At 66.7% G+C, this 23,000-nt stretch carries 23 protein-coding genes and 4 tRNA genes; 13 read left to right on the top strand and 14 right to left on the bottom strand.

The genetic code is table 11. The features are described from left to right. Nucleotides 1-74: 74 nt before the first annotated feature. Nucleotides 75-1,214: an MFS transporter gene (locus B9Y64_RS14945; RefSeq protein WP_100441750.1), complete on the bottom strand. Its 1,140-nt coding sequence runs from the start codon at nt 1,212-1,214 to the stop codon at nt 75-77. 184 nt (nt 1,215-1,398) lie between these two features. Between B9Y64_RS14945 and B9Y64_RS14950 the strand changes: the two genes are divergently transcribed. Continuing rightward, on the top strand, nt 1,399-2,094 hold the full coding sequence (locus B9Y64_RS14950) for an alpha/beta hydrolase (RefSeq protein WP_100441396.1): 696 nt from the start codon (nt 1,399-1,401) through the stop codon (nt 2,092-2,094). Nucleotides 2,095-2,239: 145 nt separating this feature from the next. Further along, nucleotides 2,240-4,444, top strand: coding sequence for a TonB-dependent siderophore receptor (locus tag B9Y64_RS14955; RefSeq protein WP_100441397.1), 2,205 nt, complete (start codon nt 2,240-2,242; stop codon nt 4,442-4,444). 113 nt (nt 4,445-4,557) lie between these two features. Here B9Y64_RS14955 and B9Y64_RS14960 read toward each other — a convergent pair whose 3' ends face one another. Next, entirely contained in the window at nt 4,558-5,259 is a 702-nt protein-coding gene (locus tag B9Y64_RS14960; protein ID WP_100441398.1) for a pirin family protein, read from the bottom strand. Nucleotides 5,260-5,399: 140 nt separating this feature from the next. On the opposite strand from B9Y64_RS14960, the gene B9Y64_RS14965 reads away from it, so the two are divergent. Then, complete coding sequence (locus tag B9Y64_RS14965) at nt 5,400-6,320, top strand: LysR family transcriptional regulator (RefSeq protein ID WP_100441399.1); 921 nt, start codon at nt 5,400-5,402, stop codon at nt 6,318-6,320. 420 nt (nt 6,321-6,740) lie between these two features. Here the strand turns inward: B9Y64_RS14965 and B9Y64_RS14975 are convergent. From B9Y64_RS14975 to B9Y64_RS15020, 10 genes are all read right to left on the bottom strand, one after another. Further along, nucleotides 6,741-6,817, bottom strand: a tRNA-Arg gene (locus B9Y64_RS14975). Nucleotides 6,818-6,849: 32 nt separating this feature from the next. Next, nucleotides 6,850-6,926, bottom strand: a tRNA-Arg gene (locus B9Y64_RS14980). A 58-nt stretch (nt 6,927-6,984) separates the two neighbouring features. Continuing rightward, nucleotides 6,985-7,061: transfer RNA gene (locus B9Y64_RS14985), tRNA-Arg, on the bottom strand. Continuing rightward, a complete protein-coding gene (locus B9Y64_RS14990; protein ID WP_100441401.1) occupies nt 7,052-7,978 on the bottom strand; it encodes an alpha/beta hydrolase family protein in 927 nt (308 codons plus the stop codon). Before B9Y64_RS14990 ends, B9Y64_RS14985 begins: the two co-directional genes overlap by 10 nt. Beyond that, nucleotides 7,975-8,784: a bifunctional hydroxymethylpyrimidine kinase/phosphomethylpyrimidine kinase gene (thiD, locus tag B9Y64_RS14995; RefSeq protein WP_100441402.1), complete on the bottom strand. Its 810-nt coding sequence runs from the start codon at nt 8,782-8,784 to the stop codon at nt 7,975-7,977. Before thiD ends, B9Y64_RS14990 begins: the two co-directional genes overlap by 4 nt. Nucleotides 8,785-8,895: 111 nt before the next feature. Next, a complete protein-coding gene (locus B9Y64_RS15000) occupies nt 8,896-9,564 on the bottom strand; it encodes a YoaK family protein (RefSeq protein WP_100441403.1) in 669 nt (222 codons plus the stop codon). Between the two features lie 11 nt (nt 9,565-9,575). Further along, nucleotides 9,576-10,082, bottom strand: coding sequence for a hypothetical protein (locus B9Y64_RS15005; protein WP_100441404.1), 507 nt, complete (start codon nt 10,080-10,082; stop codon nt 9,576-9,578). After that, nucleotides 10,079-11,479, bottom strand: coding sequence for a PhoH family protein (locus B9Y64_RS15010; protein ID WP_100441405.1), 1,401 nt, complete (start codon nt 11,477-11,479; stop codon nt 10,079-10,081). The genes B9Y64_RS15005 and B9Y64_RS15010 overlap by 4 nt, the downstream gene beginning before the upstream one ends. A gap of 84 nt (nt 11,480-11,563) precedes the next feature. After that, nucleotides 11,564-12,043 carry a peroxiredoxin gene (locus B9Y64_RS15015; protein WP_100441406.1) on the bottom strand — a complete coding sequence of 160 codons (480 nt, stop codon included), beginning with the start codon at nt 12,041-12,043 and terminating at the stop codon, nt 11,564-11,566. 79 nt (nt 12,044-12,122) lie between these two features. Next, nucleotides 12,123-12,683, bottom strand: coding sequence for a glycine cleavage system protein R (locus tag B9Y64_RS15020; RefSeq protein WP_005409051.1), 561 nt, complete (start codon nt 12,681-12,683; stop codon nt 12,123-12,125). 164 nt (nt 12,684-12,847) lie between these two features. Here B9Y64_RS15020 and dapA point away from each other — a divergent pair, with 164 nt between their 5' ends. Continuing rightward, the gene (gene dapA, locus B9Y64_RS15025) at nt 12,848-13,741 is read left to right on the top strand and encodes a 4-hydroxy-tetrahydrodipicolinate synthase (protein ID WP_100441407.1); all 894 of its coding nucleotides are present in this window, start codon (nt 12,848-12,850) and stop codon (nt 13,739-13,741) included. 32 nt (nt 13,742-13,773) lie between these two features. Further along, nucleotides 13,774-14,289, top strand: a complete 516-nt coding sequence (locus B9Y64_RS15030) for a hypothetical protein (protein WP_032960832.1) — start codon at nt 13,774-13,776, stop codon at nt 14,287-14,289. A 201-nt stretch (nt 14,290-14,490) separates the two neighbouring features. Here the strand turns inward: B9Y64_RS15030 and fdxA are convergent, their stop codons facing one another. Continuing rightward, a complete protein-coding gene (gene fdxA / locus B9Y64_RS15035) occupies nt 14,491-14,814 on the bottom strand; it encodes a ferredoxin FdxA (RefSeq protein WP_005409054.1) in 324 nt (107 codons plus the stop codon). Nucleotides 14,815-15,003: 189 nt separating this feature from the next. Between fdxA and B9Y64_RS15040 the strand changes: the two genes are divergently transcribed. Then, nucleotides 15,004-16,428 (top strand): sugar porter family MFS transporter, encoded by a 1,425-nt coding sequence (locus B9Y64_RS15040; protein WP_100441408.1) that lies wholly within the window; start codon nt 15,004-15,006, stop codon nt 16,426-16,428. 348 nt (nt 16,429-16,776) lie between these two features. On the opposite strand, the gene B9Y64_RS15045 is transcribed toward B9Y64_RS15040, so the two are convergent. After that, nucleotides 16,777-16,851, bottom strand: a tRNA-Glu gene (locus B9Y64_RS15045). A 52-nt stretch (nt 16,852-16,903) separates the two neighbouring features. On the opposite strand from B9Y64_RS15045, the gene pcnB reads away from it, so the two are divergent. From pcnB to pgi, 7 genes are all read left to right on the top strand, one after another. Further along, the gene (gene pcnB, locus B9Y64_RS15050; protein WP_100441409.1) at nt 16,904-18,277 is read left to right on the top strand and encodes a polynucleotide adenylyltransferase PcnB; all 1,374 of its coding nucleotides are present in this window, start codon (nt 16,904-16,906) and stop codon (nt 18,275-18,277) included. A gap of 3 nt (nt 18,278-18,280) precedes the next feature. Beyond that, on the top strand, nt 18,281-18,766 hold the full coding sequence (folK, locus tag B9Y64_RS15055) for a 2-amino-4-hydroxy-6-hydroxymethyldihydropteridine diphosphokinase (RefSeq protein WP_100441410.1): 486 nt from the start codon (nt 18,281-18,283) through the stop codon (nt 18,764-18,766). Nucleotides 18,767-18,800: 34 nt separating this feature from the next. After that, nucleotides 18,801-19,616 (top strand): 3-methyl-2-oxobutanoate hydroxymethyltransferase, encoded by an 816-nt coding sequence (gene panB / locus B9Y64_RS15060; protein ID WP_100441411.1) that lies wholly within the window; start codon nt 18,801-18,803, stop codon nt 19,614-19,616. After that, nucleotides 19,613-20,452, top strand: a complete 840-nt coding sequence (panC, locus tag B9Y64_RS15065) for a pantoate--beta-alanine ligase (RefSeq protein ID WP_100441412.1) — start codon at nt 19,613-19,615, stop codon at nt 20,450-20,452. Before panB ends, panC begins: the two co-directional genes overlap by 4 nt. 65 nt (nt 20,453-20,517) lie before the next feature. Beyond that, nucleotides 20,518-21,015, top strand: a complete 498-nt coding sequence (locus B9Y64_RS15070; protein ID WP_100441413.1) for a hypothetical protein — start codon at nt 20,518-20,520, stop codon at nt 21,013-21,015. Nucleotides 21,016-21,102: 87 nt separating this feature from the next. Next, nucleotides 21,103-21,483, top strand: coding sequence for an aspartate 1-decarboxylase (gene panD / locus B9Y64_RS15075; protein ID WP_005409061.1), 381 nt, complete (start codon nt 21,103-21,105; stop codon nt 21,481-21,483). Further along, the gene (gene pgi, locus B9Y64_RS15080) at nt 21,480-22,994 is read left to right on the top strand and encodes a glucose-6-phosphate isomerase (RefSeq protein ID WP_100441414.1); all 1,515 of its coding nucleotides are present in this window, start codon (nt 21,480-21,482) and stop codon (nt 22,992-22,994) included. The genes panD and pgi overlap by 4 nt, the downstream gene beginning before the upstream one ends. Nucleotides 22,995-23,000: the final 6 nt, after the last annotated feature.

The following is a 23,000-nucleotide window of genomic DNA, read 5'->3' on the forward strand; positions in this document are numbered from 1 at the left end:
GGACGGAGGGGATTAAGTCGCATCCGGCCCGAGTGTGCTGAAAACGACTTAATCCCCTCCGTCCCCTTTTTCTGTCAGGGCAGGCGGCGTGCCAGTGAGCGGGCGGAGGCGGCCACGCCGAGCAGCAGTGCGGCCACGCACAGGAAGGCAGAACCGAGGCTGGTGGCGTGCGCCAGTGCGCCGATCGCTGCGGGCCCGGCGAGGATGCCGGCATAGCCCAGCGTGGTGACCGCGGTGATGGCGATGCTCTCCGGCATCACCCGCTGCTGGCCCGCCATCGAGAACAGGGCCGGCACGATGTTGGCGCAGCCCAGCCCGACCAGCACGTAGCCAGCCAGTGCCACCGCGAAAGACGGCACCAGCGTGGCCAGGCTGAAACCGGCCGCTGCGGTAATGCCGCCGATGACGATCGTGCGGGTACGGCCCAGGCGCCCGACGATGCCGTCACCGAACAGGCGCATCGCGGTCATCGCCAGGGTGAACACCGCAAAGCCGGCGCCGGCCTGATCGCGCGGCACCTGCCGCACTTCGGCCAGGAACACCGCGCTCCAGTCCAGCATCGAGCCCTCGGCAAGGAACACCACGAACGCCAGCACGCCGATGAACAGCACCAGGCCATGCGGCAGTGCCAGCAGGGGACCCTCGTGCAGGATGCGCTGTGCCCGCCAGTGCGGTGCCGACAGCGCTGCCACCAGCAGCAGAGCGGCAACCGAAACCAGCGCAGCCAGCCACAGCGGCGTACCGAGGATCAGCAGCCCGGTCATGCAGCCTGCACCGGCGAATCCACCGATGCTGTAGAAGGCGTGGAAGCCCGACATCATCGGTCGTCCGGCATCGCGCTCGACTGCCACCGCCTGCATGTTCATCGCACAGTCCAGCGCACCGACACCGGCGCCGAACACGAACAGCGCCGCGCCCAGCGCCACCGGTGAGGGCGCCAGCACCAGCAAGGGCAGGGCGCACAGCATCAGCGCGCAGGTGATGACCATCACCCGGCGGCAGCCCAGCCGACCGGTCAGCGCGCCCGCCAGCGGCATCGCCAGCAGCGAGCCCAGGCCAAGGCACAACAGCACTGCACCGAGGCTGGCATCGGAAAGCCCTGCATTGGCCTTTGCGTAGGGCACCATCGGTGCCCATGCGGCGGTGGCGAATCCGGGGATGAAGAAGGCAGCACGGGTGGCGTGTTGCTGGGCATGGGGAGAAGAAGGCGTCATGCGCGGTGCGAAGCTCCAGGGAATCGCCATGAAAACGTTTTCAGGCCTGATCGGCAAGTGCCATGCAGGTCATCGGACGGCGCATACGATTGCAGTGACCCGAGTGCGTCACCAGCGATTAACGCCGCACACGGACAGTGGCTGCACGGTCGGCATCCTGCCGGTCGCTGCCGGAGACCTGTACATGAGCACGACACCGACCATCCTCCTCGTCCATGGATTCTGGGGCGGGGCCGCACATTGGGCCAAGGTGATCCTGGAGCTGCATCGCAATGGCCACGACCGCGTGCAGGCGGTGGAACTGCCACTCACCTCGCTGGCTGACGACGCAGGACGCACCCAGAAAATGATCCGCCAGATCGATGGACCGGTGCTGCTGGTCGGCCATTCCTACGGTGGCGCAGTGATCAGCCAGGCGGGCAACGAAGACAACGTGAAGGGCCTGGTCTACATCGCAGCCTTCGCACCTGATGCCGGTGAAAGCCCCGGAGGCATCACCCAGCAGCACCTGCCGGAGGCGGCGCCGAACCTGGCACCGGACAGCGACGGCTACCTGTGGCTGCGTGCGGACAAGTTCCATGAGAGTTTCTGCCAGGACCTGAGCGAGGACGAAGGCCGGGTGATGGCGGTGACCCAGAAGGCACCGTTGGCCAGCACCTTCGGAGATGCCGTGAGTGACCCGGCGTGGAAGCACAGGCCGAGCTGGTACCAGCTGTCCCGCCATGACCGCATGATCGCGCCGGAGAACCAGAAGGCCATGGCCGCACGGATGCAGCCGAAGCGCTTGCTGGAGCTGGACGCCAGCCACGCTTCATTGGCTTCGAAGCCGAAGGAAGTGACCACGCTGATCCTGGAGGCCTGCGCCGCCATCGGCGGCTGAGCCCGACGCAGCACGCTGCACGACGGCGCGTTGCACGACAGCCGGGGCGCAGGGGAGTACACTCCTGCGCCTGCGGCCGTCCGGCCGTGTCCCCATCCTGCCTCCAGCCGCCGCCAGAGGATCCCACCTTCGTGGAGGTCCCGCCGTGCTGCCTGTGCCCGTTGTCCGTGTTCCGTCCTTATTGCCACCTCGCCGCGTGCTGTCGCAGGCGCTCGCCCAGGGCCTGCTGATCGCCATGCTGGCCAGCAGTGGTATCGCTGCCGCGCAGTCCACCACGGATCCGGGCACGGATCCCCGGACACCGGCATCGCAGACCCTGCAGACGGTACAGGTCACCGCCAACCTGCTTGGTACCGTCACCGAGGGCAGCGGCGCGTACACACCCGGCACCATCGCCACCGCCACCCGCCTGGTGCTGACGCCGAGGCAAACGCCACAGACCATCAGTGTCATTACCCGCGCACAGATGGACGACTTCGGACTGCACGGCATCGACGACGTCATGCGGGTGACCCCGGGTATCAGCATCGTCACCTACGACAGTGAGCGCACCGAGTACTACGCGCGTGGCTTTGCCGTGCAGAACTTCCAGTACGACGGTATCCCGATGTCGCGTGACTCGGCCTACTCGGCGGGCAACACGCTCAGCGATACGGCGATCTACGACCGCATCGAAGTGCTCAAGGGTGCCACCGGCCTGCTGACCGGCATGGGTGATCCGGGCGCGACCATCAACCTGGTGCGCAAGAAACCCGGCAAGGATTTCGCAGGCAGTGCCTCGCTGGGTGTCGGCCGCTGGGACGACTACCGCGCCGAGCTCGATGTCGGTGGCCCGCTCACCGCCGATGGCCGCGTGCGTGGTCGCGCGGTGGGCGCCTGGGAAGACAAGCACTCCAACCTCGACCACTACCAGCGCACCAGCAAGGTTGGCTATGCCGTGCTGGAAGCCGATCTGGGAGAGCGCACGCTGCTGTCGATCGGTGGCGACGCGATGGACAGCGACCCGAAGGGCTCGACGTGGGGCGGCATTCCGCTGCTGGACAGCGCCGGCAACTTCAATGACATGCCGCGTTCGTTCAACAACGGCACCCGTTGGAGTGGGTGGCGCCAGTATGTGCGCACCGGCTTTGCCACGCTGGAGCACACCTTTGCCAACGATTGGGTGGCCAAGCTGCAGCTCAACCACCAGGTCAACGGCTATGACGCCGCACTGGCGGGTGCCGCCGGCGGCAATCCCGATCCGGTCACCGGCGAAGGCGTGTCGCTGTGGCTGGGCAAGTACGTTGGCAAGACCGTGAGCAACGCGGCCGACTTTTACCTGAGCGGTCATTTCGGCCTGTTCGGTCGAGAGCATGAGCTGGTGGTGGGCGGCAGCGCCTCGCGCAAGCGCTGGACCAACACCGGCTATTCGCCGCAGCCCGGCTACCCGACCGAGGTGCCGGATTACCGCGCTTGGCGGGGTGACATTGCCGAGCCGCAGTGGCAGCGCAGCTACGACAACAACGAAGTGACCCGTGAGAACGGCCTGTACGTGGTCGGCCGTTTCGACGTGGCCGATCCGTTGAAGCTGATCGTCGGCAGCCGGCTGGCCAGCTACCGCTCGCCGGACACGCGCGAGACCGGCGTCTATGTGCCGTATGCCGGTGTGGTCTACGACCTCGGTGAGCATTATTCGGTGTACGCCAGCTACAGCACCATCTTCAAGCCGCAGGGACAGCGTGACGAGCAGGGCAAGGCACTGGATCCGCTGGAAGGCCGCAGCTACGAGGTAGGCCTGAAGGCTGAGTTCTTCGATGGACGCCTCAATGCCAGTGCGGCGCTGTTCCAGCTTGATCAGGACAACTTTGCCCAGCCCACCGGCGGCAAGACGCCCGATGGCCAGGATGCCTATCGCGCCTTGATGGGCGTGCGCACCAAGGGCTACGAGCTTGAAATGTCCGGCCAGTTGGCTGAGGGCTGGCAGGTGCAGGGTGGGTTCTCCCACAAGATCGCCCGCCAGGCTGGTACCAAGGTGACGACGCTGGAGCCGGAAAACCAGTTCAGCCTGCACACCCGCTACCGCCTGCGTGGCGCGTGGCAGGGCCTGGCGCTGGGTGGTGGCGCGCGCTGGCAGGATTCCACCTTCGGCGAGATCACCCATCCGGCCACGCAGGCCAAGGTGATCCACCGCACCCAGCCGTACTGGCTGCTGGATGCGATGGCGCGCTATGAATTCAATGATCGCCTGTCGGCCACGCTCAACGTCAACAACCTGCTCGACAAGCGCTACTACACGATCTTCAGCTGGTACAGCACCTACACCTGGGGCGAGCCGCGCAATGTGCGGCTGACCTTGAACTACAGGTTCTGATGCAGGTGTTGTAGAGCCGAGCCTATGCTCGGCTGGCTGTCAAACCGCAGCCGAGCGTGGGCTCGGCTCTACAAAGGCGCCCGCGAGGCTTGATGGCATCGCGGGCGTTGTCGTTACAGCGGCAGATCGAATACCAGCACTTCGGCATCGTTGCCGTTTTCCAGGGTCAGCTGGGCTTCGTCGCTGACCTGCAGCGCATCACCGGCTTCCAGGGTGATGCCATTGACCTGCAGCTGCCCACGGGCCACCTGCACATAGGCGCCACGACCGTTGCCGAGCGCATGGTGCAGCTTCTGGCCGCCATCGAGGATGGTGGCGAAGATGCGGGCATCCTGGTGGATGCGCAGCGAACCGTCGGCACCGTCGGGCGAGGCGATCAGGCGCAGCTGGCCGCGCTTGGTCTCCGGCGCGAAGTGGGTCTCCTCGTACGACGGGGTGATGTTCTCCGCGTCCGGGAAGATCCAGATCTGCAGGAAATGCACGGTCTCGTCGGCCGAATGGTTGAACTCGCTGTGGGTGACGCCGCTGCCGGCGCTCATGCGTTGCACGTCGCCGTAGCGCAGCACCGAGCCGGTGCCCATCGAGTCCTTGTGCTCCAGCGCACCACCCAGCACGTAGGAGATGATTTCCATGTTGCTGTGGCCGTGCGTGCCGAAGCCCTGGCCGCCGATCACCTTGTCTTCGTTGATCACCCGCAGCGGGCCGAAGCTGACGTAGCGGGGGTCGTAGTAGTTGGCGAAGGAGAAGGTATGGCGCGAGGACAGCCAGCCATGCTCGGCCAGGCCACGGGTAGCGCTCTTGCGGATCTGCAGCATGATGGAATCTCCTTGTTCGATGGTTTCGATGGGGCGGGGTGGGCCAGTGGCCGCTGTGTTTCCCCGTTGGAGAGAAGTATCCGCTTGCGCCCGGGGTTTGAAAAACGGATAGTTTTGACAGCCATCATCGAAAAATTCGAATGCTCAAGCTCAGCCTCGATGCCCTGCAGATCCTGGATGCCATCGACCGCCGCGGCTCGTTTGCCGGCGCCGGCAAGGCCCTGCACAAGGTGCCCTCGACCATCTCCTACACCGTGGCCAAGCTGGAGGAGGACCTGGGCGTTCAGCTGTTCGACCGGGTCGGCCCGCGCGCCGAGCCGACCGAGGCCGGGCGCGCCCTGCTGGACGAGGGGCGGCATCTGTTGCGCGCGGCCCGCGAGCTGGAGCTGCGGGTGCGCCGGGTGGCGTCGGGCTGGGAGACCGAGCTGACCCTGGCGGTGGACTCGGTGTTCCCGACCTGGCTGCTCGGGCCGGACATTGCCGCGTTTCGTGAGGCGGAGGCGCCGACCCGGCTGCGGCTGATCGGAGAGGCCCTGTCCGGGACCTGGGAGGCCCTGCTGGACCGCCGTGCCGACCTGCTGGTCGGTGCGCCGGGCGAGGGGCCCAGTGGCGGTGGCTATGTGGTCGAGCCGCTGGGCACGGTGGAGTTCGTGTTCGCGGTCGCACCCGGTCATCCGCTGGCCGGCGTGCCGGGCGTACTGGGCCGCGAGCAGCTGGTCGAGCATTGCGCGATCGCCGTTTCCGATTCGGCGCGCAGGTTGCTGCCGCGCACGGTGGGCCTGTTGATGGGACAGGAGATGCTGACGGTGCCCGACATGGCCAGCAAACTGAAGCTGCAGTGCGAAGGCGTGGGCTTCGGTTTCCTGCCCGAGCCGTGTGCGCGCGCTGCGGTGGCGCGCGGCCAGCTGGTGATCCGCGAAGTGGAGGAGCACAAGCCGGAGGAAACCTTCTGGCTGGCCTGGCGCACCGGTGAGGATGGGGCGGCATTGCGCTGGTGGCGCGAGCGCCTGCGCAGGCCGGAGCTGCTGTCGCAGTGGTGGCAGGCCATGGCCAGGGGGTAGGTGTACGGCAGGGCTGCGCCCTGCACCCGCTAGGGGCTGGATCAACAGCAACAGCAACAGCAACAGCAGAAGCTGGTTTGCTGAGGGATGGCGGGGTGGGCCCGGTTGCGGGAGACGCTGCAAGCCTGCGGCCATTGGTAGGTGTCGACCTTGGTCGACACGTTGGATCCACGCCATGCGTGGATGCTCTTCGATCAATTGTCGAAATATTCGATTCCGATGGAAATCCATCCACGCATGGCGTGGATCTACCCGATCGCGGAAATCCGACACCGCCCCGCCAACCTACGGAATGCCGGCTTTTGCCGTTGCCGTTTCCGTTGCCGGCCAGCGGCCGGCACTACCAGGGGTGCAGGGCGCAGCCGTGCCGGAAAACACGCATAAAAAAACAGCAGGCCGAGGCCTGCTGTTTCGGTGTAATGGTGCGCCCGGAGAGATTCGAACTCCCGACCGCCTGGTTCGTAGCCAGGTACTCTATCCAACTGAGCTACGGGCGCCAATTACATAAACTTGTTGTGTTGACTGTGTATGGTGCGCCCGGAGAGATTCGAACTCCCGACCGCCTGGTTCGTAGCCAGGTACTCTATCCAACTGAGCTACGGGCGCGCGGTACACAATCAAATTTTACTGCATTTCCAGCGGCGGATGCTGGAAACCTGTCGAGTGGTGCGCCCGGAGAGATTCGAACTCCCGACCGCCTGGTTCGTAGCCAGGTACTCTATCCAACTGAGCTACGGGCGCCCTGCGACAGGAGCGGAATTATGCGGATGTCGGCGCGCACCGTCAACAGTTTTGTGAAAATTTTCATCCAACTGAATGAAAAAGCTGTCAGCCACGGCGTCAGGGGCCTTCAGCCAGGCGAAATGATCGGCACGCGTGCCCAGTTCCTGCGCGGACAGCACGCGCAGCTGCGCGTCCACATTCGGCAGCTTCGCCAGCAACGCCTGCATCGATCCGGTCGGTGCCAACCAGTCGTGCTCCATCAGCACGGCCTGTGCGCTGCCGTGCACGCGCGCCATCTGCGCGTCGAGGTCTTCATCCATGCCGACGGCAGCGTAGTGGTTGTTCAGGCCGACGCGCGCCCAGTCGGCAATCAGTCCGCGTGCTTCGGTGCCACCGAAGCCGAGGCGCCGGCCATGCAGCACGCCCTGGCGCTGCGCGATCCACGGCAGGAAACGGTAGACCAGTGGCAGCAGCCAGCCCCGCGGTGGCGGGAAGCCGCGCCAGAACGGTGAGCCGCTGGCCGCCAGCCACAAGCGGTGGAAGTGCTGGGGGTTGCGGCCGGCATGCACGCAGGCCAGCTGCCCGCCCAGGCTGTGGCCGCCGATGATCCAGGGCAGGGTGCCAGCTTCCTCGTCTGCAGCAGACAGGGCCGCTTGGCTGGCCGGCAGATCCTGCTCGAGTACCTCGCGATAGCCCCAGTCCTGCGTGCGCGACGGGCGCAGTGAGCTGCTGCCGTTGCCGCGCCACTCATGCAGGTAGACCGCTACGCCCTTCGCGGCCAGCGCCTGCGCCAGCGGCAGATAGTGGCGCGCGGCCACGCCCAGCGCCGGCAACCACAGCAGGCGCGCGATGGGCTGTGCAGGCACGCAGGCAATCACTTCGTAGCGATGGCTGTCGGCGCACTGCACCGCAAGGAGGGTCGGCGTCAGGTTCATGCGTGCGGTGCTGCGCCGAAGTGGTCGAGTACCCGTACTTCGCTGCGGCCGGGGGCATACCCCTGCTGCAGGCCGCGCGCAACGTAGTCGATGCCGGCTTCGCAGGCGTTGGCCAGGCTCAGGCCGTTGCACAGCTGCGCGGCGATGGCCGAGGCCAGCGTGCAGCCGGTGCCGTGTGCATCCAGTGGCAGGCGGGCGTGGATGAATTCCTCGCTGCTGACGCCGTCGAAGTAACGGTCGATCACGCGGTTGCCTTCCTGCAGGTGGCCACCTTTCAGCAGCACTGCACCGGCACCCAGGTCGAGCAGGGCGGAGGCCGCCCGTTCGGCGTCATCGCCGTTGCCGATCTTCCGCCCGACCAGCAGCTCCGCTTCCGGCGTGTTCGGGGTGATCAGCGTGGCCAGCGGGATCAACCGTTCACGCATTGCCTGCAGGGCGCTGTCTTCCAGCAGGCGCGCACCACTGGTGGCAACCATCACCGGATCCAGCACCACGTGGGGCGTGCGATGGCGCTCCAGTGCATCGGCGACGGCATTGATCACCTCGGCGTTGGCCAGCATGCCGAGCTTCACCGCATGGATGTCGAAGTCGTCGAAGCAGGCATCCAGTTGTGCGCGCAGGAAATCGATCGGCGGTACATGCACGGCGATGACGCCACGGGTGTTCTGCGCGGTCAGTGCCGCAATCGCGGAGAGGCCATGCACGCGGTGCGCGGCGAAGGCTTTCAGGTCGGCCTGGATGCCTGCGCCACCGCCAGAGTCGGAGCCGGCGATGGTCAGGGCGGATACGGGAGTGGTCGGGCTCATCCGGCGATTGTGCCGTGGTCACCGTAAAGGCGGTAGCGTTGCCGCGGAAGATGGGGTCAGATCCCTTTTCCTGTCCTGCGGAAAAGGGATCTGACCCCCGGAGCGCGGCCCTCAATGCCGCCAGCGTGCCCATTGCTGGTACAGCACATAACCCATCCCGGTCAGGCCGGTCAGCAGGGCGGGGGCGAGCAGGGCATCGTATTGCCAGTGCATGAACAGCCAGGCGCCGATGACACCGCCGGCGAGGAAGCCGCTGATGATCAGGCCGCTGAGGGTCAGTCGCCGCACCTGCAGCGGCAGTCCGCGCAGCAGGTGGCCCAGGCCGATGCCGAGGTCGGTGAACATGCCGCTGAGATGGGTGGTGCGCACCACCGCGCCGCTGAAGGTGGTGGCCATTGCATTCTGCAGGCCGCAGGCCATGGCAGCGGCCAGTGCGCCCCAGATCTGGTGTTGTTCGAACAGCGGAATGGCCACCAGCAGCAGTGCCGATTCCAGTGCCAGCGCCACGCCGTAGCGCCGGCCCAGCTGCAGGGTGCTGTCCTGGATCAGCAGGCCGCTGAGCATCGCGCCCAGCGAGAACGCGATCAGCAGCCCCCACAGGTGGCCGACCGCGCGCCAGTCACCCTGGGCCAGTGCCATGCCAAGCTGGCTGGTACTGCCGGTCATGTGGCTGACCGCCTGGTGCTCGAAACCGAGGAAACCGACCACATTGACCATGCCGGACACGCATGAGAGTGCGACCGCGCCGATCCAGACCCAGGTGGGCAGGCGTATCCCCATCGGCGGGGCCCTCAGGGCCCGCCGAGGCCGCCGTTGAACTGCAGCTCGCTGAAGGTGTTGCTGGCCGGGTCGAACACCGCGCCCCAGAACTGTGAGCCGCCATCGCAGACGCGGATCGCTTCGCGGGCCGGATTGACGCCGCTGCCGTCGGGCAGGTGGAAGGCGTTGATGTAGATCAGCCGCTGGCCCGCGCTTTCGATGCCGACGTACTGGCGGTCAAAGTCCAGCACCTTGGGCACCTGGGCCTCCAGCGAAGGCAGTTTCGCTTCCAGCTGGTCGACCTGCTGCCGGCTGGGCGCCCAGTAACCACTGACCCGCCCGGCCTCGCGGCCGGGGCTGGGTCGCGAGCAGGTGTCGAGCACCTGCGCGGCGATGATCGGGCGGGTGACCACCCAGGACTGGCCGGTGCGCTCGGCGGTCGGCACGCTTGCCGGGCCGCGTGTGGTGGTACAGGCACCGAGCACGGCTGCGAGGGTGATCGCAGCCGTGGGCAGCAACAGACGGGTGCAGCGGTTCACAACACCTCCGAAGCGTAATCGGCCAGGCGCGAACGCTCGCCACGGCGCAGGGTGATGTGTGCACTATGCGGCCAGTTCTTGAAGCGGTCCACCGCGTAGGTCAGGCCCGAGGTGGTCTCGGTCAGGTACGGCGTGTCGATCTGTTCGACGTTGCCCAGGCAGACGATCTTGGTGCCGGGGCCGGCGCGGGTGATCAGCGTTTTCATCTGCTTCGGGGTGAGGTTCTGCGCCTCATCCAGGATCAGGTAGCGCGACAGGAAGGTGCGGCCGCGCATGAAGTTCATCGAGCGGATCTTGATACGGCTGGCCAGCAGGTCGTTGGTGGCCTGGCGGCCCCAGGTGCCGCCTTCCTGGTTGTGCGTGAGCACTTCCAGGTTGTCGGTCAATGCGCCCATCCACGGCGTCATCTTCTCTTCCTCGGTGCCCGGCAGGAAACCGATGTCTTCGCCGACGCTGACCGTGGCGCGGGTCATGATGATCTCGCGGTAGCGCTGCTGGTCCATCGTCTGCGCCAGGCCGGCGGCCAGCGCCAGCAGGGTCTTGCCGGTGCCGGCGGTGCCCAGCAGCGTGACGAAGTCGATCTCCGGGTCCATCAGTGCGTTGAGGGCGAAGTTCTGCTCGCGGTTGCGTGCGCTGATGCCCCACACGGCGTGGCTGCCGTGGCGGAAATCATCGACCAGCGACAGCACCACCTTGCCGTCGCCGACCACGCGGCTGACGCGCAGCTCGACTTCATCCTCGCCCGGGAGGTACACGTACTGGTTCGGGTACCACTCCTCGCCGTCCAGCGCCTGGATTTCGTAATGCGTGCGGCCCTTGTCGCTCCAGCTGCGCAGGTCGTCGCCGTGGCGCTTCCAGAAGTCTTCCGGCAGCTCGGTGGCGCCGGTGTAGAGCAGGCTGAAATCGTCCAGCGCGCGGTCGTTCTCGTAGTCCTCGGACACGATGCCGGCGATGGCAGCCTTGATCCGCAGGTTGATGTCCTTGGAAACGAACACCACCGGCAGGTCGGGGGTTTCTTCCTTCAGGGCCAGGATCGCGCCGAGGATGGCATTGTCCGGAATGACCTTGCCGAAGCTCTTGCCTGCGTCGAAATGGCTGGTCTGGAAGCGCAGCTTGCCGGCGCTCTGCTTGCCGCGCAGCTGCAGGCCATTGGGTCGCTGCAGCGGAATGCCGTCGGCCAGGTTGTCCAGGCCGGATTCCTGCACCAGCTCGTTGAGGAAGCGGCTCACCTGGCGGGCGTTGCGGCTCGCTTCGGAGGTGCCCTTCTTGCCGTTGTCCAGCTCCTCGATCACCTGCATGGGCAGGTAGACGTCGTGCTCCTCGAATTTGAACAGCGCGGTGGGATCGTGCATCAGCACGTTGGTATCCAGCACGTAGATGCGCTTGCCTCGGGTCATCGTCGATTCCTGGTTACGGACAGGGAAAAACCACCACGGCCTGCTGCAGGGCAGGGTGATGGCAGGCACAGTAAGCAGTGGGACTCACTTGGACTGGGAGGCCTTCAGTTCGGCGAGAACGGCATCGGCATGGCCGGCAACCTTGACCTTGCGCCAGGACTGCACGATGCGGCTGTCGGGGGAAATCAGGAAGGTGCTGCGTTCGATGCCACGTACCTGCTTGCCGTACATGTTCTTCATCTTGATCACGTCGAAGGCGGTGCACAGCGCTTCGTCGCCATCGCTGACCAGCGGGAAGCTGAAGCCCTGCTTGGCACAGAAGTTGTCGTGCGACTTCACCGAATCGCGCGAGACGCCCAGCACGACCGCACCTGCCTTCTTGAACTTCGGCAGCAGCGCGTTGAAGTCGATGCCTTCGGTGGTGCAGCCCGGGGTGCTGTCCTTGGGGTAGAAGTACAGCACCAGCCAGTTGCCGGCGTAGTCGCCGAGGGTGGCCTGGTTGCCGCCGGACAGGGCCAGTGGCAGGGAGAGGGTGGTGCTGTCCAGGGTATCGCCGTTGTTCATGAGGTCCTTCTGTCGAGCCTGGGTTCTTTCCAAGACAATTGCATGAAACGCCACGCGCCTGTGAGAGGCGCGCGAAAAATCAGAACTTCATCGGGTCCATGATCGCGTCCAGGTTCAGGTGGTCGCAGAATTCAAGGAAATCGTCGCGCAGCGCGGCGATGTGCATGTTGGCCGGCACGCCGATGGTGACCTGTGCACTGAACATTTCCGCACCGGTCTGCATGGCGCGGTAACGCGTGCTCTGCAGGTTCTCGATGGTGATGCCCTGGCGGTCGAAGAAATCGGCCAGCTGGAACAGGATGCCCGGCTTGTCGGCGGCGATCACTTCGACGATGTACGGCAGCAGGTTGGACTGCGCCTGCTTGGCGGCGGTGCGGTACCAGACCAGTTTCAGGCCTTCCTCGCGCTCCAGCCGGGTCAGCATCGCCTCCAGCTTGGCCACCGAGTCCCAGGAGCCGGTGGCCAGGGCGGTGACCGAGACATCGCGGCCGACCGTGGCCAGGCGCGCGTCCACCAGATTGCAGCCGCTGTCGGCGATGCGGCGGGTGACGGACAGCAGGGGGGACTCCGGATGCGTCGTATAGGCGTTGATCAGGAGGTGGTTTTCGCTCGGCGCGGGGCGCGGGGTGGTGTCGGTCAAGGCGATTCCGGGTAATGCATGCGTTAGTCTGAATGCCCGCCAGAGGCGGGGATCCACCGGTGTCCAGCATACTTGCCCGTGCTTTCGCGCCGCAAGTAACATTCAAGTCGCCCCCGGCCTTTCGTGGCGGGCGTTTTCCCTTCCCAGCCAAGAGCAGCACGTCCTTGTCCCTTTCCGGCCTCATCACCGCGCTGGCGACCCCGTTCCGGGCCGACGGCGCCCTCGATCCCGACGGTTGGCAGCGCCTGCTGCATCTGCAACTGGAAGGTGGCGTCCATGGCGTTGTCGTAGCCGGTTCGACCGGTGAAGCAGCAACCCTCACCGATGCCGAGTACGACCTGCTGCTGGCCAGTGCGGTCGAGCGCATCGGCGGCCGCATCCCGGTCATGGCCGGTACCGGCCTTTCGGGCACCGCCAAGACCATCGAACAGACCCGCCGTGCCGCCGCGCTCGGCGCCAGCCATGCGCTGGTGGTCACCCCGCCTTACGTGCGGCCGACCCAGGCCGGCCTGATCGCGCACTACCGCGCGGTGGCCGACCAGGGCGGGCTGCCGGTCGTGTTGTACAACGTGCCAGGCCGTACCGGTTGCGATATGCAGCCGGAGACCGTGGCCGCGCTGGCCAGCCACCCCAACATCGTCGGCATCAAGGAGGCGGTGGGTGACACCGGCCGGGTGCAGGCGCTGCTCGCACTGCGCAGCCCGCAGTTTGCCGTGCTCAGCGGCGACGACGGCACGGCGGCGCGTTCGATCCAGGCCGGTATCGACGGCCTGATCTCGGTGGGCTCCAATGTGCTTCCGGGCGCCTACCGCCGGATGTGCGAGCTGGCCGCCGCGCACGATCACGAAGCCACCGCGTCGTGGGATGCGCGCCTGCATCCGTTCCATGATTTCTGTGGTGTCGAACCGAACCCGATCCCGGTCAAGGCGCTGCTGCGCCGCATCGGCATCGGTCACGACCTGCGCCTGCCGCTGCTGCCGCTGTCGGCAGCGCATCATCCGGCTGCCGACCATCTCGCCGGCGACATCGCCGCCCTCGAAGCCCTTTCCAGCCACTGACCTTCCGTCTTGGTCTGACCCAGGAGATTCACATGCGTCAATCCGTTTCCACCGTCCGCGTGCTGTCCTACGCCCTGCTTGCCGTGGCCGTTGCCGCCGGTACCACCGGCTGCTTCAAGCGTGGCGTCAAGGGCGACTACGCCCTGGCCCCGGAAATGCGTCCGCTGGAAGTGCCGCCGGACCTGAACCTGCCCAATGCCACCACCGACAACAAGGTGCCGACGCTGGCGTCGGCCACCAAGCCGGCAGCGCCGGTTGCCGCGGCTCCGGCGGTGGGCAATACCGGTTTCACCATTGCAGGTGGCAAGGATGAAGCCTTCGCCAAGGTCGGCACCGCACTGGAAGGCGTCGAAGGCGTGACCATCGCCAGCCGCGCGCAGCTGCTGGGCTCGTACGACGTGGCCTACGAAGGCAGCAACTTCCTGGTTCGCGTGGTGGCCGTCGATGCCGGCGCCTACATCTCTGCGGTCGACCCGCGCGGCCTGCCGGCCACCGCCGAAGCGCCGGTGAAGCTGATTGCCGCGCTGAAGGCGAAGCTGGCCCAGTAAGGGCCGGCCCGGTGGGCGCGGACACGGGTCCGCGCCCACCGGGTAGAGGCCGGCCCTGGTCGGCGCTTCTGTGCCAACCAAGGTTGGCACCTACCGGATGAGGTGGCTTGGTAGAGGCCGACCTTGGTCGGCGCTTCTGTGCTACCGGAAATGGAAAAGGGCGCCGTTGGCGCCCTTTCCCGTTGCCGCACCTGGCGCTTCTCAGCGCTCCAGCAGCTTCAGCTTGTCCGGCTTGCCGTCCCATTCGCCGGCATCTGCGGGCGGGTCCTTGCGCACGGTCAGCACCGGCCATTCCTTCGCCAGCTCGGCGTTGAGGGCGACGAAGCCTTCCTGGCCGGCGGGGACATCGTCCTCCGGGAAGATCGCATTGACCGGGCACTCCGGCTCGCAGAGGGTGCAGTCGATGCACTCATCCGGGTCGATCACCAGGAAGTTCGGGCCTTCGTGGAAGCAATCCACGGGGCACACTTCCACGCAATCGGTGTGTTTGCACTTGATGCAGTTTTCGGTGACGACAAAGGGCATGGGCTGGGGGCGAATCGATTCCTGAACCCGCCAATTCTAGAACAGGTTGGCCCCCGGTGTCGGCGCAGGACGGAAAACGGGCGCCTGGCAGGCGCGGCCGTGGCGGTCATTGGCGGCACGGCAAGGCCTGTGCGACGCTGCGGGGCAACCGGTCCCAATGGCCGGACTCCCTTCACAGCAGGATCGTCCATGTCCCAAGCCCAGCCCGGCACCGCTTCCCACAGCGGTGAAAACACGGCGTTCATCGTTCTGATCAGCTGCGTGGCCACCCTCGGTGGGTTCCTGTTCGGCTTCGACAGTGGTGTCATCAATGGCACGGTCGATGGCCTTCGCCAGGCTTTCAACTCCAGTGAGGCGGCGCTCGGTTTCGAAGTCGCCTCGATGCTGCTGGGCTGCGCGATCGGTGCGTTCCTGGCCGGCTGGCTGGGCGACCGGCTGGGACGCCGCGGTGTCCTGATCGTGTCCGCGCTGATGTTCCTGGTCTCGGCGCTGGGCGCCGGCGCGGCCCACGCTTCCTGGTTGTTCATCGCGGCCCGCGTGCTGGGCGGCTTTGCGGTGGGGGCGGCCAGCGTGATGTCGCCGGCCTACATCGCCGAAGTCGCCTCGGCGCGCTATCGCGGCCGGCTGGCCACGGTGCAGCAGATGGCGATCATCTGCGGATTGTTTGCGGCCTTCCTCAGCAACTACCTGCTGGCCCGTGCTGCCGGCGCCTCGACCGAGCCCCTGTGGCTGGGCCATGAGGCCTGGCGCTGGATGTTCTGGATGCAGGTGCTGCCATCGGGGCTGTTCCTCCTGCTGTTGCTGGTGATCCCGGAAAGCCCGCGGTTCCTGGTGTTGAAGGGGCGCCAGGGGCAGGCGAGGGCGGTGCTGGCGCGGCTGTACGGTGAGGCCGCAGCCACGGCCAAGCACGCCGAGATCGAGGCCAGCCTGGCCCAGGACCAGCACAAGCCGCGTTTCGGCGACCTGCGCGACAAGGTCACCGGCAAGCTGCGCCCGATCCTCTGGGTGGGCATCGGTCTGGCCATGTTCCAGCAGCTGGTCGGCATCAACGTGGTGTTCTACTACGGCGCGGTGCTGTGGCAGGCGGTGGGCTTCTCGGAAAGCGACGCGCTGCTGATCAATGTGTTGTCCGGCGCCCTGAGCATCGGTGCCTGCCTGCTGACGGTCCTGCTGATCGACCGCATCGGGCGCAAGCCGCTGCTGTGGATCGGCTCGGTCGGCATGTCGGTGGCGCTGGTGCTGATGGTGGTGACGTTCGCCAGCGGCAGCCTGGTCGATGGGCGCCTGCAGCTGTCCGATGGCATGGGCAAGCTGGCACTGGTGGCGGCCAACGTCTACGTGGTGTTCTTCAACATGTCCTGGGGCCCGGTGATGTGGGTGATGCTGGGCGAAATGTTCCCCAACCAGATCCGCGGCCCGGCGCTGGCGGTGGCCGGCGCCGCGCAATGGACCTCGAACTTCGCGATCACCGTGACCTTCCCGATGCTGCTGGCGGGCATCGGCCTGGCCGGCGCCTATGGGATCTACGCGGTCGCGGCGATCCTCTCGATCGTCTTCGTGGTCCGCTACGTACGCGAGACCAAGGGCAAGGAGCTGGAGCAGATGGAAGGCTGACGGCGACTGGCTTCGGTTGCATCCCGTCGGCGCCTGCTTGTGCAGAGTGTGAGGGGCCAGGCCGCCCTCTCCAGGACCGATGGCGCCAAGGATGGCGCCATCGAGCCCCATGGGTGAGGGCGCTTTGCTCGCGAAGCACTGCTTCGCAAGCGCCCGAACGCACAGCCGCCAGCGGCTGGGCCGGACCGTGGAGCGGGGTTCACGGCGTGTCCTGCCCTGGGTGACCCCACCGGCTCAAGCCGATTGCAGGCAGGTGCTACTGCGACCAAGCCGATCGATGCCATTGCAAACCCCGGAAAACAGAAAAGCCCGCACGGGGCGGGCTTTTTCGGTTCCTGCTGCGGCGACTGGCGCTCCCTAGGGGACTCGAACCCCTGTTTTAGCCTTGAGAGGGCCACGTCCTAACCACTAGACGAAGGGAGCGTAACTGTGTCGCTGCCGAGGCAGGAGCGCTAGTATATGCACCTCGATGCCATTGGGCAATCCCGAAACTTCAACCGGAAGCGCCAACATCATTTCCCCTGCTACATCACCGTTCAGCCTGCGCGTCATCCCGCGCGACCAGCACACGATCTCCCGCAAGGACATCAGCCCGAACGCCCTGCGCGTGCTTTATCGCCTGCGCGATGCCGGCTTCGGCGCCTACCTTGTCGGCGGCGCGGTGCGCGATCTGCTGGTCAATGGCCAACCCAAGGATTTCGACGTGGCCACCGACGCCACGCCCGAACAGGTCAAGCAGTTGTTCCGCAACTGCCGCCTGATCGGTCGCCGGTTCCGCCTCGCCCATGTGGTGTTCGGCCGCGAAATCATCGAAGTCGCCACCTTCCGTGCCAACAGCGATGACGGCAGCGGCGACCGCGAGATGGAAAACGGCATGCTCGTGCGCGACAACGTGTACGGCACCATCGAAGACGACGCCGTCCGCCGCGACTTCACCTGCAACGCCCTGTACTACGCCATCGAGGACTTCTCGGTGCGCGACTACACCGGCGGCTTCGAAGACGTGCAGGCGCGCCTGATGAAGCTCATCGGCGATCCCGAGCAGCGTTACCGGGAAGACCCGGTGCGCATGCTGCGTGCGGTGCGCCTGGCGGCCAAGCTCGGCTTCCAGATCGAAGAGGGCACCGCCGCGCCGATCCCGCACCTGGCCGGCCTGCTTAATGAAGCCGCTCCCGCGCGCCTGTTCGAGGAAGTGCTCAAGCTGTTCCTGTCCGGGCACGGCGTGGCCAGCTTCGAAGGCCTTGAGCGTTACGGCCTGCTCGACGTGCTGTTCCCGGAGAGCGCCAAGGCACTGAAGTCCAACCGCACCGGCGCGCTGCGCCGCATGCTGGTCGAGGGCCTGGCCAATACCGATGCACGCGTGGCCAACGACGAACCGGTCTCGCCCGCGTTCCTGTTCGCGCTGCTGCTGTGGCCGGCGTTCTGCCGCGCACAGGCGACCCTGCTCAAGCAGGGCGTGGCACCGGAAGAGGCACAGCGCCGTGCCGCCGACCGCGTTACCGTGCAGCAGCTCAGCACCATCGCGCTGCCGCGCCGCTTCTCGTTGCCGATGCAGGAAATCTGGCTGCTGCAGGCACGTTTCAGCTCGCGCCAGCGCAAGCGCGTGTTCCGCACCCTGACCCATCCGCGCTTCCGCGCCGCGTTCGATTTCCTCAGCCTGCGTCAGGTGGCTTCGTCCGAGCACGCAGCCGACGTCGAGTTCTGGCGTGAAGCGCAGGCGCAATCCGGTCGTGAGCTGGAGTCGTCGCTGGATGCGATGCACAGTGAAGACGGCGATGACGAGAGCGGGGCACCGCGCAAGCGTCGCCGTCGCCGTCCCGGTGCTGCGGCTGGTGCGGCGGGCGAGTAAGCGATGACCCTTGCCTGGATCGGCCTCGGCGCCAACCTTGGCGACGCGGCCGCCACCGTCGGCGCGGCGATTGCCGCGCTGGACGGCTTGCCCGGGACCCGCCTGCGCCAGGCCTCGCGGCTTTATGCAACGCCGGCCTGGGGCAATGAAGACCAGCCGCCGTTCGTCAACGCGGTGGCTGCGGTCGAAACCACGTTGCCGGCCGATGAGCTGCTGCAGGCGATGCTGGCGCTGGAGCAGGGCTTTGGCCGCGTGCGCGATCCAGCTGTGCACTGGGGGCCGCGCGCGCTGGACCTGGACCTGCTGCTGTATGGCGCGCAGGTACTTGATCAGCCGGGCCTGCAGGTGCCGCATCCTTACCTGCACGAGCGCGCCTTCGTGTTGGTGCCGCTGGCCGAAATCGCGCCGGATCTGGCCATTCCCGGTCATGGCAGCGTACGGGATGCAGTGGTGCGGGTGGATGCCTGCGGGATTGCGCCGATAGGGTGATAATGCCCGGGTTATCTCCCCCGGTTATCAGCACATGAGCACCCACGCAGACAGCAAGCCCTGGACCGTTCCCGCCCTGGCCGAGGCCAAGCGCAATGGCCAGAAGCTGGTCATGTTGACCGCCTACGACGCTGGCTTCGCCCGCACTTTCGACGCCAATGGCGTTGATCTGATCCTGATCGGCGATTCGCTGGGCATGGTCGTGCAGGGCCATGATTCGACCCTGCCGGTGACCGTGGCCGACATGGTCTACCACACCCGCGCGGTGGCCCGCGTGCTGCAGCGCGCGCTGTTGGTGGCCGACCTGCCGTTCGGCGCCGATGCCACCCCGGAGCGCGCGCTGGATGCATCGCTGCAGCTGCTGCAGGCCGGTGCCGAGATGGTCAAGATCGAAGGTGCCGGCTTCAAGGTCGACATCATCCGCTACCTGGTGGAGCGCGAGATTCCGGTCTGCTCGCACCTGGGCCTGACCCCGCAATCGGTGCTGCGCCTGGGCGGCTTCAAGATCCAGGGCCGCGGCGATGCTGCACGCCAGCTGGTGGAGGATGCCAAGGCCGTGGCTGCGGCGGGCGCCAGCCTGCTGGTGCTGGAGTGCATGCCGAGCCCGGTCGCCGCCGACGTCACCGCCGCAGTGCAGGTGCCGACCATCGGCATCGGGGCTGGCCCGCAGTGCGACGGCCAGGTGCTGGTGCTGCACGATTTCCTTGGCCTGGACAGTGGCCATCGCCGTCCCAAGTTCGTCAAGGATTTCCTTGCTGAAGGCGGTTCGGTGGCCGGTGCCACCCGCGCCTATGCCGACGCCGTGCGCGACGGCAGCTTCCCCGACGAACAGCACGCTTACGCCCAATGATCCAGACCTTCAACGAGCTCGGCGCGCTGCGCGAGCAGATCGCCCAGTGGAAGCGCGAGGGCCTGCGCGTGGCGCTGGTGCCAACCATGGGCAACCTGCACGGTGGCCACCATTCGCTGGTGACCCTGGCCCGCCAGTACGCCGACAAGGTGGTGGCAAGCATCTTCGTCAACCCGACCCAGTTCGGTCCCAACGAGGATTTCAGCCGCTACCCGCGCACGCCCGAGGCCGACGTGGCCGGGCTGGAGCAGGCCGGTTGCGATGCGGTGTGGCTGCCCAGCGTCGAAGCGATGTACCCACTGGGCGTGGACAAGACCACGCGCATGCACGCGCCGGGTGTCAGTGAAGTGCTGGAGGGCGCCAGCCGTCCGGGGCACTTCGATGGTGTCTGTACGGTGGTGGCGCGCCTGTTCCTGCAGGTGCAGCCGGACGTGGCGGTATTCGGTCGCAAGGATTACCAGCAGTTGGCGGTCATCCGGCAGATGGTGGCCGAGCTGTCGTTCCCGATCCAGATCGTCGGTGCGGACATCGTGCGTGACGAGGATGGCCTGGCCAAGAGCTCGCGCAACCAGTACCTGAGCGCCGAACAGCGCCCGGTCGCGACCACCATCCATCGCACCCTGCTGGGCATGCGCGAAGGCTACGTCGCCGGGCATGCGCGCGAGCGCATCGAGGCCGATGCGGCCGCCGCACTGCAGGCCGCCGGATTCCAGGTCGATTACGCGGTGCTGCGCACCCCGGAGCTGGCCGAGCCGACGTTCGACGGCGGTGGCCGCGTGGCGCTGATTGCCGCGCGCCTGGGCACCACCCGGTTGATCGACAACCTGGAGTTCTGAGCCGCACGTGGCTCCGGGGCGCCCGCAACGGGTGCCTCTCACCATCCCACGGACGGGAGCTGGACATGAAGACCCCCACCACTGACGCCGGCCACCTTGCCCAGGCATCGATCCTCGCCGTGCTGGCCGCCGGCATGCTGCCGGCCCAGCTGTTTGGCGGCCTGCTGTTCGCATTGGACCTCGGGCGCACGCCGGTGCCGGCGCTGATCGGTGCCGGTCTGATGTTCGTGCTGGCGGTCTGCAATGCCATCGCCGTGCTGTTGCCGATGGCGCTGATCCTGCAGTCTCAGCGGCGCCTGCGCCGGATCGTCTTCGTCCTCGCGGGGTTCGGCCTCGGCGCACTGGCCATGGCCACCTGTTCCTGGCCGGGCGAGGACAGCGGCCCACTGCTGCAGCGCCTGCGCTATGTCGATACCTTCGATGTGATCAGCTACGGGCTGACGGTGCTGGCCGCAGGGGGCTTCGGGGCGGTCGCCGGCTGGGCCTTCCATGCAGCGTTCCGCCTGTCGCTGACCGGTGCCGTTGGCCCAGCGCCACCAGCGCTGCGGGGCGAGGGCGCCTGAACGGCCTTCAGCGTCCTGCTGCAGCTCCCTGACGACGGCCAAGCGGGTGCTAGAATCCGCTCTTTCCTTTGCCGTTGCAGCGCCCCCATGCACCTGTCCCTGCTCAAGACCAAGATCCACCGCGCCACCGTCACCCATTCCGAGCTGAACTACGAAGGCTCGATCGCCATCGACGACAACCTGCTGGCTGCCACGGGCATCCGCGAGTTCGAGCAGGTGCACATCTGGGACGTGACCAACGGTGCGCGCTTCTCGACCTACGCCATCCGCGCCGAAGCCGGCAGCGGCGTTGTCTCGCTCAACGGTGGCGCAGCGCGCCACGTGCAGGTCGGTGACATCATCATCATCGCCGCGTTCGCCAGCATGACCGAGCAGGAAGCGGACAGCTTCAAGCCGAAGCTGGTGTACGTTGATGGCAAGAACCAGATCACCCACACCAACGACACGATCCCGACCCAGGCCGCATGACAACGAACAACGGATTCGACTCGCTGCATTCCCACGCCCAGCGCCTGAAGGGCGCAAGCATCCCCAGCCTGCTCGCCGCCGAACCCGGCCGTGTCCAGGACCTGGCGCTGCGGGTCGGTCCGTTGTACGTCAACTTCGCCCGGCAGAAATACGATGCCGCGGCGCTGCAGGCGTTGCTGGCGCTGGCTGCCGACCGTGATGTCGGCGGTGCCATCACCCGCCTGTTCCGCGGCGAACAGGTCAATCTGACCGAAGGTCGCGCGGCGCTGCATACCGCGCTGCGTGGCGACGTGGTCGATGCGCCGGTGGCGGCCGAGGCCTATGCCACCGCGCGCGAAATCCGCCAGCGCATGGGCGTGCTGGTGCGCGCGCTGGAAGGCAGCGGCGTGACCGATGTGGTCAGCGTCGGCATCGGCGGTTCCGATCTGGGCCCGCGACTGGTCGCCGACGCGCTGCGACCGGTCAGCGGTGCGCGCCTGCGCGTGCATTTCGTGTCGAACGTGGACGGCGCCGCCATGCAGCGCACGCTGGCCACGCTGGATCCGGCCAAGACCGCCGGCATCCTGATCTCCAAGACCTTCGGTACGCAGGAAACCCTGCTCAACGGCCAGATCCTGCACGACTGGCTGGGCGGCAGCGAGCGCCTCTACGCGGTCAGTGCCAATCCCGAACGTGCCGCCAAGGCCTTCGCGATCGCCGCCGATCGCGTACTGCCGATGTGGGACTGGGTCGGTGGCCGTTATTCGCTGTGGTCGGCGGTCGGTTTCCCGATCGCGCTGGCGATCGGCTTCGAGCGCTTTGAACAGTTGCTGGAAGGCGCAGCGCAGATGGATGCGCACGCGCTGGATGCACCGCTGGAGCGCAACCTGCCGGTGCTGCACGGCCTGACCGACATCTGGAACCGCAACCTGCTGGGCCATGCCACGCACGCGGTGATGACCTACGACCAGCGGCTGGCGCTGCTGCCGGCCTACCTGCAGCAGCTGGTGATGGAAAGCCTGGGCAAGCGCGTGCAGCGTGACGGCGAGCCGGTGACCACCGACACCGTGCCGGTGTGGTGGGGCGGGGCAGGCACCGACGTGCAGCACAGCTTCTTCCAGGCGCTGCACCAGGGCACCAGCATCATTCCGGCCGATTTCATCGGCTGCGTGCACAACGACGATCCGTACACGATCAATCACCAGGCACTGCTGGCCAACCTGCTGGCGCAGACCGAAGCGCTGGCCAATGGCCAGAGCAGCGAGGATCCGCACCGTGATTACCCGGGCGGCCGCCCGAGCACGCTGATCCTGCTCGACGCGCTGACCCCGCAGGCGCTGGGTGCGCTGATCGCCATGTACGAACACGCCGTGTACGTGCAGTCGGTGATCTGGAACATCAACGCCTTCGACCAGTTCGGTGTCGAGCTGGGCAAGCAGCTGGCCAGTGGCCTGCTGCCGGCGCTGCAGGGCGAGGATGTGGCGATTGCCGATCCGATGACCCGCGAGATCCTGGCGCAGCTGAAGCGCTGAGGTTCT

Source organism: Stenotrophomonas maltophilia (genome assembly GCF_002799245.1).
GTDB lineage: Bacteria > Pseudomonadota > Gammaproteobacteria > Xanthomonadales > Xanthomonadaceae > Stenotrophomonas > Stenotrophomonas maltophilia_S.